Below are 15013 nucleotides of genomic sequence, written 5' to 3'. Positions count from 1 at the left end.
AAAGTGGTCGCATGCCCCGTACCGCACGACCCTTGCTGTTATCGCGACAACACTGGATCGATGTCCGCGGCGCGATTCTCGCGTGCCCGAGCCTTGGCGAACCAGTGGAATACGGCGATCAGCAGTACGACCGGCACGAAGTTCCGTCCGCTGAACAGGTTCGGGGTCCGCATGATTTCCATGACCGACACGAACAGTACCGCGTGTGCGCAGCACCAGAACCCGTTCCCGCTCCGCCAGCCCGCATAACTGCGGCCGACCACCCACCCGAGCACGAGTGCGTCGAGCAAACCGAACCAGCCCCACTCGTAGAAGTGAACGAAAATCCCCGACGGATTATTGAACTCCGGATCGGCGTAGCCGTTCAGGAACAGGTTGATGCTGTCTCCCGAGTCGAGCCACGGCTGCAACGTCGCGCCGATGACGGGGAAGCGCAGCAACCAGTCGAACGTGAACATCGGGTGGCCCTGGTCCCAGCCCAGCACACTCAGTATTCCCGCGCCGTTGTTCAACGACGTCGAGTAATACAGGCCGAGCCGTTCGAGCGCGAAATCAAACAGGTTGTCGTAGATGTTGACGTAATAGGCTTCCCACGACCGGTTGTACTCGTTCGCGATGAACAGCCCGAACAGCAGCGGGATCGCCGCATACGGGCCGAACATCAACAACCGCGAATACCTGCCGCCGAGCCGGAATCGCACGACCATGAGCGCAAGCGGCATCACCATTTCGATCAGCGCAAGCCGCTCGGCGAAGATGAAGCTGCGCAGCAGCGTCAGCACCGCGAGCACGGCAAAGTAGATCTTGTAGCGATTCAGCCCCTTTACCGGTTTCCTGAACACGTAGAAATACAGGACAACGTACGGTGCGGTCGCCTGCGTGAACGTGCTGAGGCCCGTGATTCGCCCTTTCAGATCAAGCATGTCATATGCATTCGCTTCACCCCGGACGAACGCGACCAGCAGTGCAGGATGCGTGACGATGCCGCTCAGCAACAAGGCATAGCCGAACAACGCAAGAGCGAACACGAAATCGAGCACGCGAGGCGACAGTTCGACGGCGGCAGGCGGCGGCCCTCGTCGCGTGCGCGCTTCGGTCGTCGCGAGCCATGCCGCTGCCATCACCACCATCAGGAACAGCGCGCCGACGAACGTGTAGTAGCCGTCGAAGTAGATCCGCGCGATCGACTTCTGATCTCCCAGCAGGCTGAGCGACAGCAATCCGTACAACGGCAGGATGAACATCAGCACGAGGCGCGCCGGATCTTCCCACCAATAGCCCGTATAGCCGCCCGCGGCATCGCGCACGCGCGCCATCCTGCGCATCGTCGCGGGGCGCTGTCGCGGCCCGCCCCCTGCGCCGCCCGCTCGCCGGTTCATGACACCCGTTCCACCCGTTGCCGCGGCGCGATCACCCCCGCATACCCGGACGCGGCCTGATGCGTGTTCGTATCCGTATAGCCGTAGTCGTACCGTCCCGGCGCGCCCTTGTAATCGTTCAGGACCACGCCGCGCACGTCGATATGCGCGTGTTCGAGCCGTCGCGCGCTTTCGTCGAGCTCGGCGAGCGTAGTCACGCCGCTGCGCGCGACGAGGAACACGGTTCCCGCGAGGCGGCCGAGCACCAGCGCATCGGCCACCGGCAGCAACGGCGGTCCGTCGATCACGACCATGTCGTAGCGCGATGCGAGCTGCTCGATCAGTTCGGCGAGCGCGGGCTGCAGCAGCAGTTCGCCCGGATCGGGCACGACGCTGCCCATCGCGATGAAATCGAGACCCGGCACGACGCCGCGCTTGATCGCCTCGTCGAGACTGTGGGTGCCTGCCACCACGTCGGACAGGCCCGGTGCGCGGCTGTAGCGGAACCGCTCGTGCAGCGATCCCTTGCGCAGGTCGGCATCGATCAGCAGGACGCGTCGCTTCGCCGCGCCGACGAGCGACGCGATATTCGCGGCGACGAACGACTTGCCGACACCCGTCGTCGGCCCGGAGATCAGCACGACGGGATTCGACGCGTCCGGCATCGACAGTTGCAGCGCCGCGCGGAAATTGCGCAGGCTTTCGAGCGCCGCGTCCTGCACGGCAACCGGCGGAACCGGCGCGCTCGCGCCGCGCCGTCCGGCCTTCGGGCGCAACTCCGCTTGCGCCGCGACCGGGCTGTGCGGCACGGTCGCGAACACGGGCAGCCCCGTCGTCCATTCGATTTCCTCGGCATCGCCGATCGTGCCGACGATCCGCTGCCGGACGACCACGATCGCCGCGCCTGCCAGCAGGCCCACCAGCAGCAGGGCGATCACGGCGACCCCGCGATGCGGGCCGATCGGCTGCTCGGCGACCTTCGCCGTATCGACGATCCGCACGGTGCCGGTCTTGCTGGCCCGCGCGAGGATCATCTGCTGGCGCGTATTGAGCAGGTTCGTGTACAGCGCGGTGTCGACCGCCACATCGCGCTGCAGCTGCAGCACGCCCTGTTCAACGGCAGGCAGTTGCTGAATCTGCTTGCGCGTCGTGTCGAGCGAACGCTGCGCGTCGGAGAGCTGGGCATCGACGGCCACCACGGCCGGATGCTTCGGCATGAAGCGCGTCAGCAATTCCTCGCGCCGCTGCTGCAGCGTCTGCACGCGCGTCTCGATGTCGACCGACTGCTGGCGCAACGCCAGCGCCTCGTCGCTCGTATTGACCGTCCCGTGCGAGGCCCTGAATGCGTTGAAGCGGCTTTCCGCCTTTTCGAGCTGCGCCTTGAGCTGCGGCAACTGGGCGTCCATGAAGCGGATCAGCTTGTCGGCCGCCTCGGACTTGCGCTGCGTGTTCTGCGCGAGGTACGCGTCGCCGATCGCGTTCAGCACACGGCTGTCGTGCACGGGATCGGTGCCGTCGAGCGTCACGCCGACCATGTTCGACTGCTTGCCGCGCTCCGAGATCAACGCGTTCTTCTGCAGCCAGGCCGTCGCCTCCTCGTCGCTGTAGCGCGTCAGGTCGAAGCGTGCGCCGGGCTTGCCGGCCACGCCGCGAACGAAGATGTCGAGTGGCCCCTGCGCCGTCTCGACATGCAGCGGCTGCCCGATGCGCCCCTGCCATGCCGGGCCGGTTCGGCCGAACCAGCCGGTCCGTTGCAGCGTGTAGGCGCCGTCGTCACCGACGGTCAGTGCGAACCGCTTGCCGAGCAGGCGCTTGGGCACGTCGAAGGTCGGCACGTCGATGCGTTCGGCGCCGTACACGTAGCCGCCCGGCAACGGCGACGACACCCCGTCGGCCGCGTTCACGAACCGCCAGCCGATCAGCGGCAGATAGTGCGGCCGTGCGTCGACGGCCAGATTGGTGCTGTCGATCGCGCGATCGAGCACCGCGCGGGATTTCAGCACTTCGATCTCGGTCGACGCGTCCGTCTTCAGGTCGAACACCGACGACGGATCGCCGGTCGGCGACGTCGATTTCGAGTCGGTCGGGCTTTGCTCGACCTGGAACAGGATGTCGGTCCGGTAGACGGGGGCCGCACACAGCGCATACACGGCGCCGATGAACGCGCCCGCGAGCGCGGTACAGAGGATCAGGCGCCGGCCGCCGTAGAGCATGCCCCAGTAGCGGCGCACCGGATAGGACGGCCGCAGGGCGGGCCCGCTGTGCGGGTCGGGCAGGGTCGAAGAAGTCATACGGCATCAGTCCCGTAGGCGCGACGCGCGGTCGCGATGACGAAATGGGTCACGAGTGTCACGGCGAAATCGCCTTGGCCGTCAGCGCTCCCTGCGCGGACGACGGAATCAGCAGGTTGACGACGCGGCTCCAGCGCACCAGCGGCGACGCATCGACGAACACGACGTCGCGACGCTCGAGCGGGAACTGGTCGGCCAGCGCGAACGACGCGGGCGAACTGCCGTCGAGGTGGTACACCCGCGGACGGTTGTCCGGGCCGCGACGCACGACGAACACCTGGCGCGCGTCCGACGTGTACTGGCTCGCGCCGCCCGTGTCGCCGAGTGCTTCGCCGAGGCTCATCCGGCCGTCGGTCAGCGTCAGCGTCGCGGGCCGCGACACCTCGCCGAGCACGAACACCTTCGCGTCGCTCGCCGCGCGCACGCGCACGAGATCGCCGTCGCGCAGCAGGATGTTCGACGGGTTGACGCCCGCGGCGATCAGCGCCGGCAGGCTCACGTTCACGGTCTTGTCGCCGCGCGTGACCGAGACCTGCGAACGGTCGGCCGTCGGGGTGAAGCCGCCCGCGCGGTCGATCGCCTCGGGCAGCGTCATCGGCATGTCGTTGACGATCTGCAGGCCCGGCGTGCGCACCTCGCCATCGAGATAGACACGCTTGCTGCGATAGGTCTGCACGCGCAGCGCGATCTGCGGCTTGCGCACGTATTCGCCGAGCCGCTTCGTCAGCAGCGCGCGCGCCTGCGCCTCGGTCAACCCTGCCACGTGCACGAGTCCCGCATACGCGAACTGCACGTTGCCGTTGGCGTCGACCGTGTAGCCGGTCGCAACCGAACTGGCACCGACACCGTCGCCGCCGCCCGTCGTCTGCGTCGTCGGCAGGTTCAATTCGGGGTGGTCCCACACGACGATGCCGAGCACGTCGCCGGGGCCGATCGCGTATGGCTTCGGCTTGGCGAACAGCTGGCGGATTTCCGCGTCGACATTGGCATGCTGCCCCGCATGCTGTTGCGCGACGAATGCCGGCGTGATTTCGATCAGCTCCTCGCTCGACACGTTCTGTACGCCGTCGAGGCCACCCGCGCCCGACGCATCGGCGCTCACGCGCGCATTCGCGTCACGGTCGGCAGGCGCCCGATACGTCATGCCCGGCGACAGCGCACATGCGCTCAACGCGCACGCGGCCGCCGCGATCGCCATGCGCGACAGCCACGGTGCGCGACGGGTGCCGGCCACGCGTGGCCGCGGCGTCCCTGGCGTCGATTCGGGTTGCGTAGTGATTGACATCGTGCCCTTCCAAAACTGTGTGGTAACCCGCCGAACGCGGCGAGTTCCGGCATTACGCTTGCCGGCGCGGCTCGCATCGCGGTGCCGCGCCTCCCTCTACACCGCACGTCATTCCGTACGATTCGTCATGAACTGCTCTTCGTCGCTTTCGTCACTCGTCTGCATCGTCTCGGCCGGCATTGCCTGCGCCGTCAATGCGCAGACGTTGCCCGCCGTCCCGGCCGACGCGCCGGTGTTCGCATCGTCGGCGGGGCTTCCGCCGGCACCGCTGCAACGTTCCGCGCAAGCCGCCGCGACAAGCGACGCCGCCGATCCCGCTGCAACCGCCTCCGGGGCCGCGACGCCCGCCTTCGGGCGTCCCGCCGCCAGCGCAACCGTCCAGCCCGACACGCGCGCCCGTGGCATGCTGCGTCGGCCGCTCGTGCCGGGGCGGCCGCATCGCCCGCAAGTGGTCAGCGCACCCGCCGCCGACGTATGGCGCAGCGACAGGTTGTACGAGTCGCCCTACGCGAAGTCGCCCTATGAGCAACCGGGCGATCCGGACTGACGCATCCCGGCCGGTCATGCCGCGGCGTGACCGGCGATGACCGATACGGGATTGGACACCACGGCGAACGGCGCGTCTGTGAGGGACCCCACCGAACGCCGATCTTCATAGGTAACGGGGATCGCACCCCGAAGCGCCCGATGCGTGCGACGCAGCACGCATCACGACCGCCCGACCGACACGCTCGCGTACGATCGCGCGGCCGCGTCGGGTGCGGCCGGATCGGCGACGCGCGCGACCGGCCGGGCCGAGTCGCGGCCCAGCGCCTGCATGCACAGGTCGATCACGATGTCCGTGCCCACCGCGCCGTACACCGCATGGTCGACCTGCGGCTCGAGGTGCAGACGCACGTGACGCGAGCGCCGGAACGCGCACTCGATTGCGCCGAAGTGCCGCCGGACATCGTCGATGCCGGGATCGAGCGCGCCGTACACCAGCGTCGTCCATACATTGCGCTGCGCAAGCGCGTGCATCACGCCGCGTGGCGTGCCGATGCCCGGCTTCCAGCCGACGCGCGCGGCGAGTTCCTTCGCCGGCACGCTGACCCGCGCGATCGCATTCGCGGCCACTGCCCGCACGATCGGCCGAAGGTCGCGCCGTTCCCGCAGAAGACGCTTCCACTTCTGCCAGTCGCGCACCGACAGCCAGTAGCCGCGCACCGAGTTGTTCCGCTGCTTCTGCACCGACTCGAGCGAGAGCCCGGCCGGCCAGACGAAGCGGGCAAGATTGATCGCGATCACGCCGCCGAGCGACGGCGTCTTCACGGCCGCATGCAACGCGGCATAGGCGCCGGAACAAATGCCGGCCGCGGCGACCTCCGGGTGACCGAGGGCGCGCAGCCAGTCCGCGGCAGCGGCAACGTCGTCGCTCGACTGCGCCGAATACACGACGCCCGACTGATCGTCCAGCGCAGCGGGCCCGCTATCGCCGACGCCATGCACATCGATCCGCAGCGTCGTCACGCCGGCGCGTGCCAGCGTGCGCGCGAGGCGCACGCTGAAGCGCCCTTCGCCGCTGCGCGGATTCGTCGACGTGTTCGCGATCACGACAGCCGGCCCCACCGGATTCGCCGGCCGCGTGTCGGCGGGACGGCACAGCACGCCGACCAGCCGGTCCGGACCGACCGCGACGACCTGCTCGGTCATGTCGTGCAAGTCGAGCGCGACGGCCGATTCGCCATTCCACGTCGGATCCGCTCGCGACGGGGTCTCGACGCCAGTCGACCTACCCGGCGCGCGTTCGGCGATCCAGTTCGCGAGCGTGTCGATCGCCGCGAGCGGCAAGCGCGAGCGCGTGCCGTCCTGCATCGTCGTCGGCCATTCGCGGAACGGATCGCTCGCCACGTCCACGCCGCGCTCGAGCAACGCTTCACGCAATGCCGGCCCGTCGCCCTGATCCGGCTGGATCAGCAACATCGCGCCGGGCAACGTCGGCGCGTCGCGCACGACGTCGCACAGATCGACCGCCTTCAGCGCCTCGACGAAATCGGCGGGAAAGCGATGCCCGAGCACGTTCATGCACGGTTCGTCGCGATGCGCGACGCGAATTGCAGGCGACGTGGTATCGAGCCACTGGCGATGCACGAACGACAGCTCGCGCAGATAGGTGCGGCCGCGCACCACCGGTGCCAGCGCCACCACCGCGTCGACGTACGGCGCCGGGCGCGGGCCGACACCCGCGGCGGCCAGCATCGCGAACAGCGCGCCTGCGCGGATTCCGACCAGCGTCAGCGCGGTGACGCCAGCCTGATCGCGCAGCAGGTCGATCGCATCGTGAATGCTGGCGATGCTCGCGGCATGCCGACCGGCGTCGCGATCGTCGCCCGCCGAGTCGCCGGTGCACGGATAGCTGAATCGCAATACCGTGACGCCCTCGTGGGCCAGCCGCTCAGCGATCGCCCGCATGAGCTTGTGCGTCCACGAAGCCTCGTGACCCAGCGATTCGCACAGGATCACGCCTTGTTTCGTCTGTCCTTCGTGCAGCCACCCCACGCAGCTGCCGAACGTTATCGGCTTCAATCGGTACTCCTCGGATCGGTATTTGTTATCGGACGCGGACGCGCGTTCCGGCGGCTCCACCAGAATCGGCCACTCCACGATCATGTGACTGCGCTACCAGGCACGGCCTTCTGGCAACGGACCTTCGCCGCGCCCCTGCGCGACTTGTTCGACCTTCGCGATGCGTTGTCCTGGTCCCGCTGCCGGGGACGGCAGGTTGCCGGCCTGAGTCGTCGTCAAGCCTTTCCGCCACGAACCAAAACAGTCGTTCGATTAGAGCACTCGGCCCGAGTGTTCTTCGGTGCGCCAGCTTACAAATGCATTCATCACTGCAGCGATACAACGAGGCCCGCGCTGTCGCGATTCGCGCCGCCCATGCGTACCGAATCCTCGAAAGGTAGGCTCGCGAACACAGTCGTCCCGCTCGGCCCGTATCATGACCGCCATACGATGTGGCCGTGTCCGGCATCGCCGGACGAAGCCGGCGCCAGCCGGAACGGGCCGCGAACCCACGCAGCCGGGTCAGCGCCGACCGGCCGCGCGAGCGCACGGCGGCCCACACGCCGCCGCCCAGCGACACCCACGGCGCCGACCAAGCGAATGTCAAACCTCAAGAAGAATTTCCTGCTGCTGCTGACGCTGCAGATTTCGATGTATGCGGTGCCGCTGCTGATCGCACCGTTGCTCACGCATGCGCTCGGCCCGGAAGGCTACGGGCAGCTCGCGTTTTCGCTGGCGGTCATCGCGTACCTCACCAACTGCACGAGCTACAGTTTCGACCTGACCGCCACGCCGCGCATCGCGCTCGCCCGCGACGACCGTGCAGAACGCTCCCGCATCTTCTGGGCGACGCTGTATGCGCAGATCGGCATCGCGGTGATCTGTTTCATCGCGCTGGTCGGGCTGATCGTCCTCGTCGGCCGCTTCGGCGAGGACCGCGACCTGCTGCTGATCGGCTTCGGGATGGTGGCCGGCGTGGCGTTCACGCCGGGCTGGTATTTCCAGGGCATGGAGAAGTTGCGCGCGCTGAGCGTGATCCTGTTCATCGGCCGCATCCTGAGCCTGCCCGCGATGTTCGCGCTCGTGCACAGCCCGGCCGACATCGACCGCGCGATGATCGTCAACGCCGCCGTCCCGACGCTTTCCGCGCTCGTGCTGGCCGTCTATCTGTATGCCCAGCGCGAAATCGACTTCGTTCGCGTCGGCTTCGCCGACATCGCCGAATCGCTGAAAGGCGGCTGGCAGGTGTTCCTCGCATCAACGTCGATCGCGTTCTATGCGTCGACCAACACCGTGCTGCTCGGCTTCGTGTCGGGCAACGTCGCGGCCGGCTATTTCGCCGCCGGCGACAAGCTGATCCGCGCTGCGCTCAGCATGCTCCAGCCGCTGAAGGCTGCCACCTATCCGCGCATCAGCTATCTGATGCGGCATGCGCGAAACGACGCGTTTTCCTTCCTGCGCAAGCTGTTCGTCGTGCAGGTCGCGATGGTGCTCGGTATCTCGCTCGCGATCTTCTTCGGCGCGCCGCTCGCCGTGCGCATCCTGTACGGGCCTTCGTACGAACCGACGGTCCTGGTTCTGCGGTGGATGGCCTTCGTTCCATTCATGGCCGGGATGACCGACCTCTTCGGTGTGCAGACGATGCTGCCGCTCGGGATGAAGTCCGAATTCACGCGAGTGCTCATGTCATCGGGCATTCTGAACATCGTACTCGTGCCGGTGCTCGCGAAGTACTTCGCCGAAGTGGGCGCCGCCGCCGCCGTGCTGACGGCCGAGGCTGCCGTCGCCGCGGCGCTTGCAACCGTCGTCTATCGCGCCGGCATACCGATGCCCGGCAGTCCCGTCGCGCGGCGCGGCTAGCGCACCGTTCGTGCCACCCCGATTCCCCCCGAGGCGGCCGGAATCCGACGGCATTCCGTTCGATGCGCGCGCAACGAACCGCATCGCGCGGGCACGCACCTCCGCACCCACCTCCTCGCCAGACCCTCGCGCGCAGGTACTTCTTACTCCGCCGCACACGCCGGATCGGGAACGATGACCGTCTTTTCCCACGCCAAGCAATCGCATCGAAAAAAGATCGTACGTATCGGTAGAAACACCGATGCTGTAGTCAAACTACATTCGTACGATTGGTCGCTGCAGAGAATCGCTACATCCGATTCGGCAGTGTCTGACGGTCCGCGTCGCCGTCCGCGTTGTTCGATCGGGCCCAACCGGCCGTAACGATTCCCCGCCTGGCCTGGCATGCCGACGCGCAACCACCCTGCATCGCCAGCCGAATGCGTCCGGTGCGAATCCACCGGGCGTGCGCAGCTCCAGACATCATCCGAACAACGAGCAATACGATCATGGAGAGCAACATGCGGGACACACTCTGGCCGGCCGCCGTGCTGGCGGCGACCCTCTGCACCAGCGCCTATGCAGGCAACGCCGATTTCAATTCACAGGGCGACGCGGCCGACGCGTTCGCGTCTTCCGCCGTGCAGCGGCGCGCCGACCTCCTCGTGCGCAAGATGACGCTCGACGAGAAACTGCAGTTCATCCATTCGCAATACGAAATGTCGAAGGTGCCGAGCGGCGGCGCCGGCTACATCCAGGGTGTGCCCCGACTCGGCATTCCCGATCTCAACATGGTCGACTCGGCGACCGGCTCCGGCAGCACGTCGCTCGCGAGCACGACCTTCCCCGCGACGATCGCCGTCGCCGCGAGCTGGGATCGCCGCTTGTCGTACGACTACGGCAAGCAGGTCGCGATTCAGTTGCGCGCGCAAGGGTTCGGCATGGGTCTCGGCGGCGGCACCAACCTCGCGCGCGAGCCGCGCGGCGGCCGGCTGTTCGAGTATCTCGGCGAGGATCCGCTGCTCGCCGGCGACCTGCTCGCGGAGCGCACGCTCGCGACGCAGCGGCAGAAGGTCATCGCGACCATCAAGCACTATGCCGGCAACGAACAGGAGCATGTCCGGATGGGCGGCAACACGCAGATCGACGAGCGCACACTGCGCGAACTCTACCTGCTGCCGTTCGAGATCGCCGCGAAACGCGGGCAGCCCGGCAGCGTGATGTGCAGCTACAACCGCCTGAACGGCACGTACGCCTGCGAAAACAATCACCTGCTGAACGACGTGCTGAAGAACGAATGGGGCTTCCAGGGCCAGGTGCAATCCGACTGGGGCGCGACGCACAGCACGGCGGCCGCGATCAACGCCGGGCTCGACGAGGAAGAGGACGTCGGCCCGTCGGTCTACCTGACGCCAGCCGCCGTCAAGCAGGCAATCTCGAACGGCTCCGTGTCGACCGCCCGCCTCGACGACATGGTGCGCCGCAAGCTGGCCGTGATGATTCGCGTCGGTGTGATGGACGATCCGGCCAAGGGCGGCGGCGCGATCGATTTCGCGGCCGCGAACCGGTTCGCTCAGGGGGTCGCCGAGCAGTCGATCGTACTGCTGAAGAATGACGGCAACCAGTTGCCGCTGGCGGCCGCGGCGTTGTCGCGCATCGCCGTGATCGGCGGCCACGCCGACACGGCCGTGCTGTCGGGCGGCGGCTCGGGCAACACGCGCGATCCCGTGACGGGTTCATTCGCGGGCTGCGGCGGGCTGACGTTCGGGTCGTCGACGGGTTGCAGCTGGTGGCGCAATCCATGGCTCAAGGTCGACGTGCCGATTGTCGCGGCGATCCGCGCGCTCGCGCCGGCGGCACAGGTCACGTTCGCGGGCAACAGCGACCAGCAGTCGCCGTTCCGCGCGTACACGCAGCAGGAAATCGACCAGGCCGCGGCGCTCGCGGGCCGCTCGGATGTCGCGATCGTCGTGGTCGCGCAGCCGGCCGGCGAGGACTTCGGCGATCTGCAAAGCCTGAGCCTCGCGAACCCGTCGAACCAGGATGCGCTCGTCGAAGCCGTCGCGCGTGCGAATCCGCACACGATCGTCGTCGTCCAGAGCGGCAATCCGGTGCTGATGCCGTGGAAGGACAACGTGTCGGCGATCGTCGAGGCGTGGTATCCCGGCGAGGGCGGCGGCAAGGCCATCGCGAACGTGCTGTTCGGCGCGGTCAATCCGTCCGGCAAGCTGCCCGTCACGTTCCCGGCGCGCGACCAGGATTCGCCGACGTGGGGGCAAAACGGCGCGTTCGAGAACGATCCCGTCTATGCGGAGAAGCTGAACATGGGCTACCGCTGGTACGACGCGCGCAACATCAAGCCGATGTTCGAATTCGGCTATGGGCTGTCGTACACGCACTTCGCGTATTCGGGCCTGTCGGTGTCGCGGCAACGGGACGGTTCCTTGAGCGTCGCGTTTACCGTGCGCAATGACGGTCGCGTCGCCGGCGCGGAAACGCCGCAGGTCTATCTCGGCGTGCCGTACAAGGACGAACCGCCGAAGCGGCTGGTCGGCTGGGAAAAGATCCGGCTGAATCCGGGTGAGGCGCGGCATGTACGCGTGACCGTGTCGCCGCGGATGCAGAGCGTGTGGGACACGTCGCGCAACGGATGGAAGGTCGTGCCGGGCGGGACGGTGTATGTGGGCGCATCGTCGCGCGATATCCGGCTGCAGGGGAGCTGAGCCGCGGAAGTGATCGGAAGCGCCGCGCTCGTCAGTTGCGGCGCTTCCGCTTTCCGTACGCCGGGCACTCGCGCGCCCGACTGCAGCTTCCGCTATCGAAGCACCAGCGCCAGCAGCGTCGCGAGCGCGACGATCGACGCCACCACGTCCGCCAGATGCGCGGCAACCGCATCGGCACTCGCTCCGTTCGGGCGTCTCCAGCAACGGCCGCGGGAGATGCAGCACCTGATACACGGTGCCTGCGCCGCCGTCCTCCGGCTCGGGCTCCGACACGTGCGCCCGCGTCACCTTCCAGTGCGCCGGCTCGATGCTGACGGCGGTCGCCAAGACCCCCGGCTGAGCCGCCGGTTCGCGATTGCATGCAATCTCCCGTGCAAATGTCGCTTCGAGATCGGCATCCGCAGCGATGTCGACGGTCTCGAGTCGAACGAAGCCCGCCGTCGATGCACGCCCCTTGCGCGCGTCGAGCGCAACCTGGACCTCGATCGACGGCCGTCCGAAGCTGTCCGTCACGACCCGGAAGCCATTGTCCGTGCCGAATCCCGCTCCCTTTTCGGTGCGCGTCGCGAGAGGTTTCACCGCCGTCGCGCCCGCTCGCGGTATCCTTCGTCTGACGCCGCCGCGTGGCCGTCCCGTTCATCGGCCAGCCACGCGCATGCCGAACCATGCACCGCGTTCACCTCGGCCGCGACGGAAAGCGCCCGCAATGCGGGCAAGCCATTGCATGCCCCGTGCATGCCGACGACGATCAACGTGACTTACACCTTATCCGCTTCCCGTACAACCGAACTCGAAATCCGCAAGAGCCGCTTCATCGCATTCGCGATCCCCGTCGAGGACCGCGAAGCCGCAATGCAGGCGTTGCAGCGCCTGCGCGACGAGCACCCGACGGCCACCCACGTGTGCTGGGCGCTGCTTGCCGGCGGCCAGTCCGGCATGTCCGACGACGGCGAGCCGTCGGGCACCGCCGGCAGGCCGATCCTCGAAGTGCTGCGTCATCACGATCTCGACGGCGTGCTCGGCGCGGTCGTCCGCTACTACGGCGGCGTGAAGCTCGGTGCGGGCGGCCTGGTGCGCGCCTATACGGATGCGATCGCCTCGGCGCTGCTCGATGCCGAGCGCGTCGAACGCATTCGCCACGCGCGGTTCGCGATCGAAATCGGCTACCCGGACGAGGCACGCGTGCGCCGCTGGATCGAGCAGGCGGGTTACGAGCTGGTGGACAGCGCGTACGGGATGACGGTGAGGCTCGTGATCAAGCTGCCGGAAACGGCCGAGGCGGCGGCCAAGGCCGAGCTGTTCGATTTGACACAGGGGCGCTCAGGCTTCCCCGACCTGTGAAATTCCGGCAACCGAGCCGCATTCCCGATCCGGGGATGACGCGCGCCGCATTGCACGGCGCGCCTCAGTGGTCGACCCAGCCGGCCCGAACCGCTCAATAGACGTCAGGGACGATCATGCTGTCCGGCGTCGGACGGCGAATGTAGTCCTCATGGTGCTCGCGCTGCGGCAGATCGATCGTCGGCCGCGGCACCTCGTGATACGGCACCTGGGTCAGCAGGTGGTGGATGCAGTTCAATCGCGCGCGCTTCTTGTCGACCGCCTGTACGACCCACCACGGCGCCTCGGGAATATGCGTGCGCAGCATCATCTCTTCCTTCGCGGCCGTATACGCTTCCCAGCGACGGCGGCTCTCGAGGTCCATCGGGCTCAGCTTCCACTGCTTCAGCGGATCCTCGATCCGGCTCTGGAAGCGCAGCTCCTGCTCGTGGTCGGTGATCGAGAACCAGTACTTGACGATCTGGATCCCGCTACGCACGAGCATTTTCTCGAACTCGGGCACCGAGCGGAAAAACTCCTCGTATTCATCGTCGGTGCAGAAATTCATCACGCGCTCGACACCCGCGCGGTTGTACCAGCTGCGATCGAACAGCACGATTTCGCCGCCGGCCGGCAGATGCGCGACATAGCGCTGGAAATACCATTGCGTGCGTTCGCGGTTGCTCGGTGCCGGGAGCGCCGCCACGCGGCACACGCGCGGGTTCAGGCGCTGCGTGATGCGCTTGATCGCGCCGCCCTTGCCTGCCGCGTCGCGCCCCTCGAAAATCACGACGAGCCGGTGCCCCGTGCTCACGACCCAATCCTGCAGCTTCACGAGTTCGCCCTGCAGCCGGAACAGCTCGCGGAAATACTGCTTGCGCGCTTCCCGGCGCTCCGCCGAGAACAGCAGATCCTCGTCGTTGTCGAAGCGGCGGTCGTCGAGCTCCATTTCGAGTTCTTCGTCGTACGCGTCGACGAGGTCTTCCTCGAAACGGCGCCGGCGCGAATCAAGCGATGCCGTATCGGTGAAGTTGTCGGTCTCGGTGCGGGAATCGTTATCGTCCATGCGGCCTCCTTCCTTCAATTGACGCAGCCAAACTCCGCCATTATCCCAGTGTCTCGCGTCAAATTGATGAAAAAGGGGCCGATCCGCCCCTCAGAAGCGGAATCCGAGCGGCACGCTCGCCAGGACCGGGTTCGCGGAAATGTTGAAGGTATTGGGCGCCAGCGTCCGGTTCGGCTGGCCGAATGTCAAGCGTGGTCTTCGTATGTAACGGGATAAGCCGAACACGTGACCGAGCCGTATCGCAACCGGCTGCGCGAAGTCGAGGAGCAATTCAGCACCGATCACCGCGAGGCGCTGTCCGCGCTCGAATCAGTCGGCATGCGCATGCGTGCGCTGCAGCAATCGCTGCAGGCGGCGCGGCTCGCAGACGACGCGTCGATGAAAGCGCGCCTGGTCCGCTACAGCACGACGTACGAAACGCTGAGCCTGCGGCGCGACATCTCGGGCATCCGGCAGAAGCTGTTCGATCGCCATCTCGATGTGCTCAAGCTGCAGTTGACGCTGAAAAGCGTGCGCGGCACGCTCGACGAGCCGTCGCTGATCGCGGTGGACAGCTTCCTCGAAAGCAACGCGGCGAACGACCGGGG

9 protein-coding genes and 2 pseudogenes are annotated in these 15013 nt (G+C 67.1%); 5 read left to right on the top strand and 6 right to left on the bottom strand.

Going from position 1 to position 15013, the window contains the following annotated elements; translation table 11 throughout:
- Positions 1-38 precede the first annotated feature (38 nt).
- Genes LGM71_RS12825 through LGM71_RS12815 form a run of 3 tightly spaced genes read right to left on the bottom strand, consistent with a single transcriptional unit; the run spans position 39 to position 4934 of the window.
- A complete protein-coding gene (locus tag LGM71_RS12825; RefSeq protein ID WP_413226876.1) occupies positions 39-1379 on the bottom strand; it encodes an oligosaccharide repeat unit polymerase in 1341 nt (446 codons plus the stop codon).
- Entirely contained in the window at positions 1376-3649 is a 2274-nt protein-coding gene (locus tag LGM71_RS12820; protein WP_226115021.1) for a polysaccharide biosynthesis tyrosine autokinase, read from the bottom strand. Before LGM71_RS12820 ends, LGM71_RS12825 begins: the two co-directional genes overlap by 4 nt.
- Before the next feature lie 58 nt (positions 3650-3707).
- A complete protein-coding gene (locus LGM71_RS12815; RefSeq protein ID WP_226115020.1) occupies positions 3708-4934 on the bottom strand; it encodes a polysaccharide biosynthesis/export family protein in 1227 nt (408 codons plus the stop codon).
- A gap of 127 nt (positions 4935-5061) precedes the next feature.
- Between LGM71_RS12815 and LGM71_RS12810 the strand changes: the two genes are divergently transcribed.
- On the top strand, positions 5062-5481 hold the full coding sequence (locus tag LGM71_RS12810) for a hypothetical protein (protein ID WP_226115019.1): 420 nt from the start codon (positions 5062-5064) through the stop codon (positions 5479-5481).
- 161 nt (positions 5482-5642) lie between these two features.
- On the opposite strand, the gene LGM71_RS12805 is transcribed toward LGM71_RS12810, so the two are convergent.
- Positions 5643-7499, bottom strand: a complete 1857-nt coding sequence (locus LGM71_RS12805) for a serine aminopeptidase domain-containing protein (protein ID WP_226115018.1) — start codon at positions 7497-7499, stop codon at positions 5643-5645.
- A gap of 579 nt (positions 7500-8078) precedes the next feature.
- On the opposite strand from LGM71_RS12805, the gene LGM71_RS12800 reads away from it, so the two are divergent.
- On the top strand, positions 8079-9338 hold the full coding sequence (locus LGM71_RS12800; protein ID WP_151048812.1) for an oligosaccharide flippase family protein: 1260 nt from the start codon (positions 8079-8081) through the stop codon (positions 9336-9338).
- 500 nt (positions 9339-9838) lie between these two features.
- Positions 9839-12040, top strand: a complete 2202-nt coding sequence (locus tag LGM71_RS12795) for a glycoside hydrolase family 3 C-terminal domain-containing protein (protein ID WP_226115017.1) — start codon at positions 9839-9841, stop codon at positions 12038-12040.
- 273 nt (positions 12041-12313) lie between these two features.
- Here LGM71_RS12795 and LGM71_RS33160 read toward each other — a convergent pair.
- Positions 12314-12553 (bottom strand): annotated as a pseudogene (locus LGM71_RS33160) (DUF4865 family protein); the annotation flags it as partial.
- Between the two features lie 222 nt (positions 12554-12775).
- On the opposite strand from LGM71_RS33160, the gene LGM71_RS12785 reads away from it, so the two are divergent.
- Complete coding sequence (locus tag LGM71_RS12785; RefSeq protein ID WP_264160507.1) at positions 12776-13381, top strand: IMPACT family protein; 606 nt, start codon at positions 12776-12778, stop codon at positions 13379-13381.
- 94 nt (positions 13382-13475) lie between these two features.
- On the opposite strand, the gene ppk2 is transcribed toward LGM71_RS12785, so the two are convergent.
- A complete protein-coding gene (gene ppk2, locus LGM71_RS12780; protein WP_059599253.1) occupies positions 13476-14426 on the bottom strand; it encodes a polyphosphate kinase 2 in 951 nt (316 codons plus the stop codon).
- Positions 14427-14642: 216 nt separating this feature from the next.
- Between ppk2 and LGM71_RS12775 the strand changes: the two are divergent.
- Positions 14643-15002: pseudogene (locus LGM71_RS12775) on the top strand (hypothetical protein); the annotation flags it as partial.
- Between the last annotated feature and the right edge of the window lie 11 nt (positions 15003-15013).

Source organism: Burkholderia sp. AU33545, assembly GCF_020419685.1.
GTDB lineage: Bacteria > Pseudomonadota > Gammaproteobacteria > Burkholderiales > Burkholderiaceae > Burkholderia > Burkholderia diffusa.
This window is presented reverse-complemented; position numbering and strand designations above follow the sequence as displayed.

What these genes read in the sequence shown, in the direction of transcription:
- LGM71_RS12825 (WP_413226876.1), bottom strand. Translation starts at nt 1,379, where the DNA reads ATGAACCGGCGAGCGGGCGGCGCAGGGGGCGGGCCGCGACAGCGCCCC.
- LGM71_RS12820 (WP_226115021.1), bottom strand. Translation starts at nt 3,649, where the DNA reads ATGACTTCTTCGACCCTGCCCGACCCGCACAGCGGGCCCGCCCTGCGG.
- LGM71_RS12815 (WP_226115020.1), bottom strand. Translation starts at nt 4,934, where the DNA reads ATGTCAATCACTACGCAACCCGAATCGACGCCAGGGACGCCGCGGCCA.
- LGM71_RS12810 (WP_226115019.1), top strand. Translation starts at nt 5,062, where the DNA reads ATGAACTGCTCTTCGTCGCTTTCGTCACTCGTCTGCATCGTCTCGGCC.
- LGM71_RS12800 (WP_151048812.1), top strand. Translation starts at nt 8,079, where the DNA reads ATGTCAAACCTCAAGAAGAATTTCCTGCTGCTGCTGACGCTGCAGATT.
- LGM71_RS12795 (WP_226115017.1), top strand. Translation starts at nt 9,839, where the DNA reads ATGCGGGACACACTCTGGCCGGCCGCCGTGCTGGCGGCGACCCTCTGC.
- LGM71_RS12785 (WP_264160507.1), top strand. Translation starts at nt 12,776, where the DNA reads ATGCCGACGACGATCAACGTGACTTACACCTTATCCGCTTCCCGTACA.
- ppk2 (WP_059599253.1), bottom strand. Translation starts at nt 14,426, where the DNA reads ATGGACGATAACGATTCCCGCACCGAGACCGACAACTTCACCGATACG.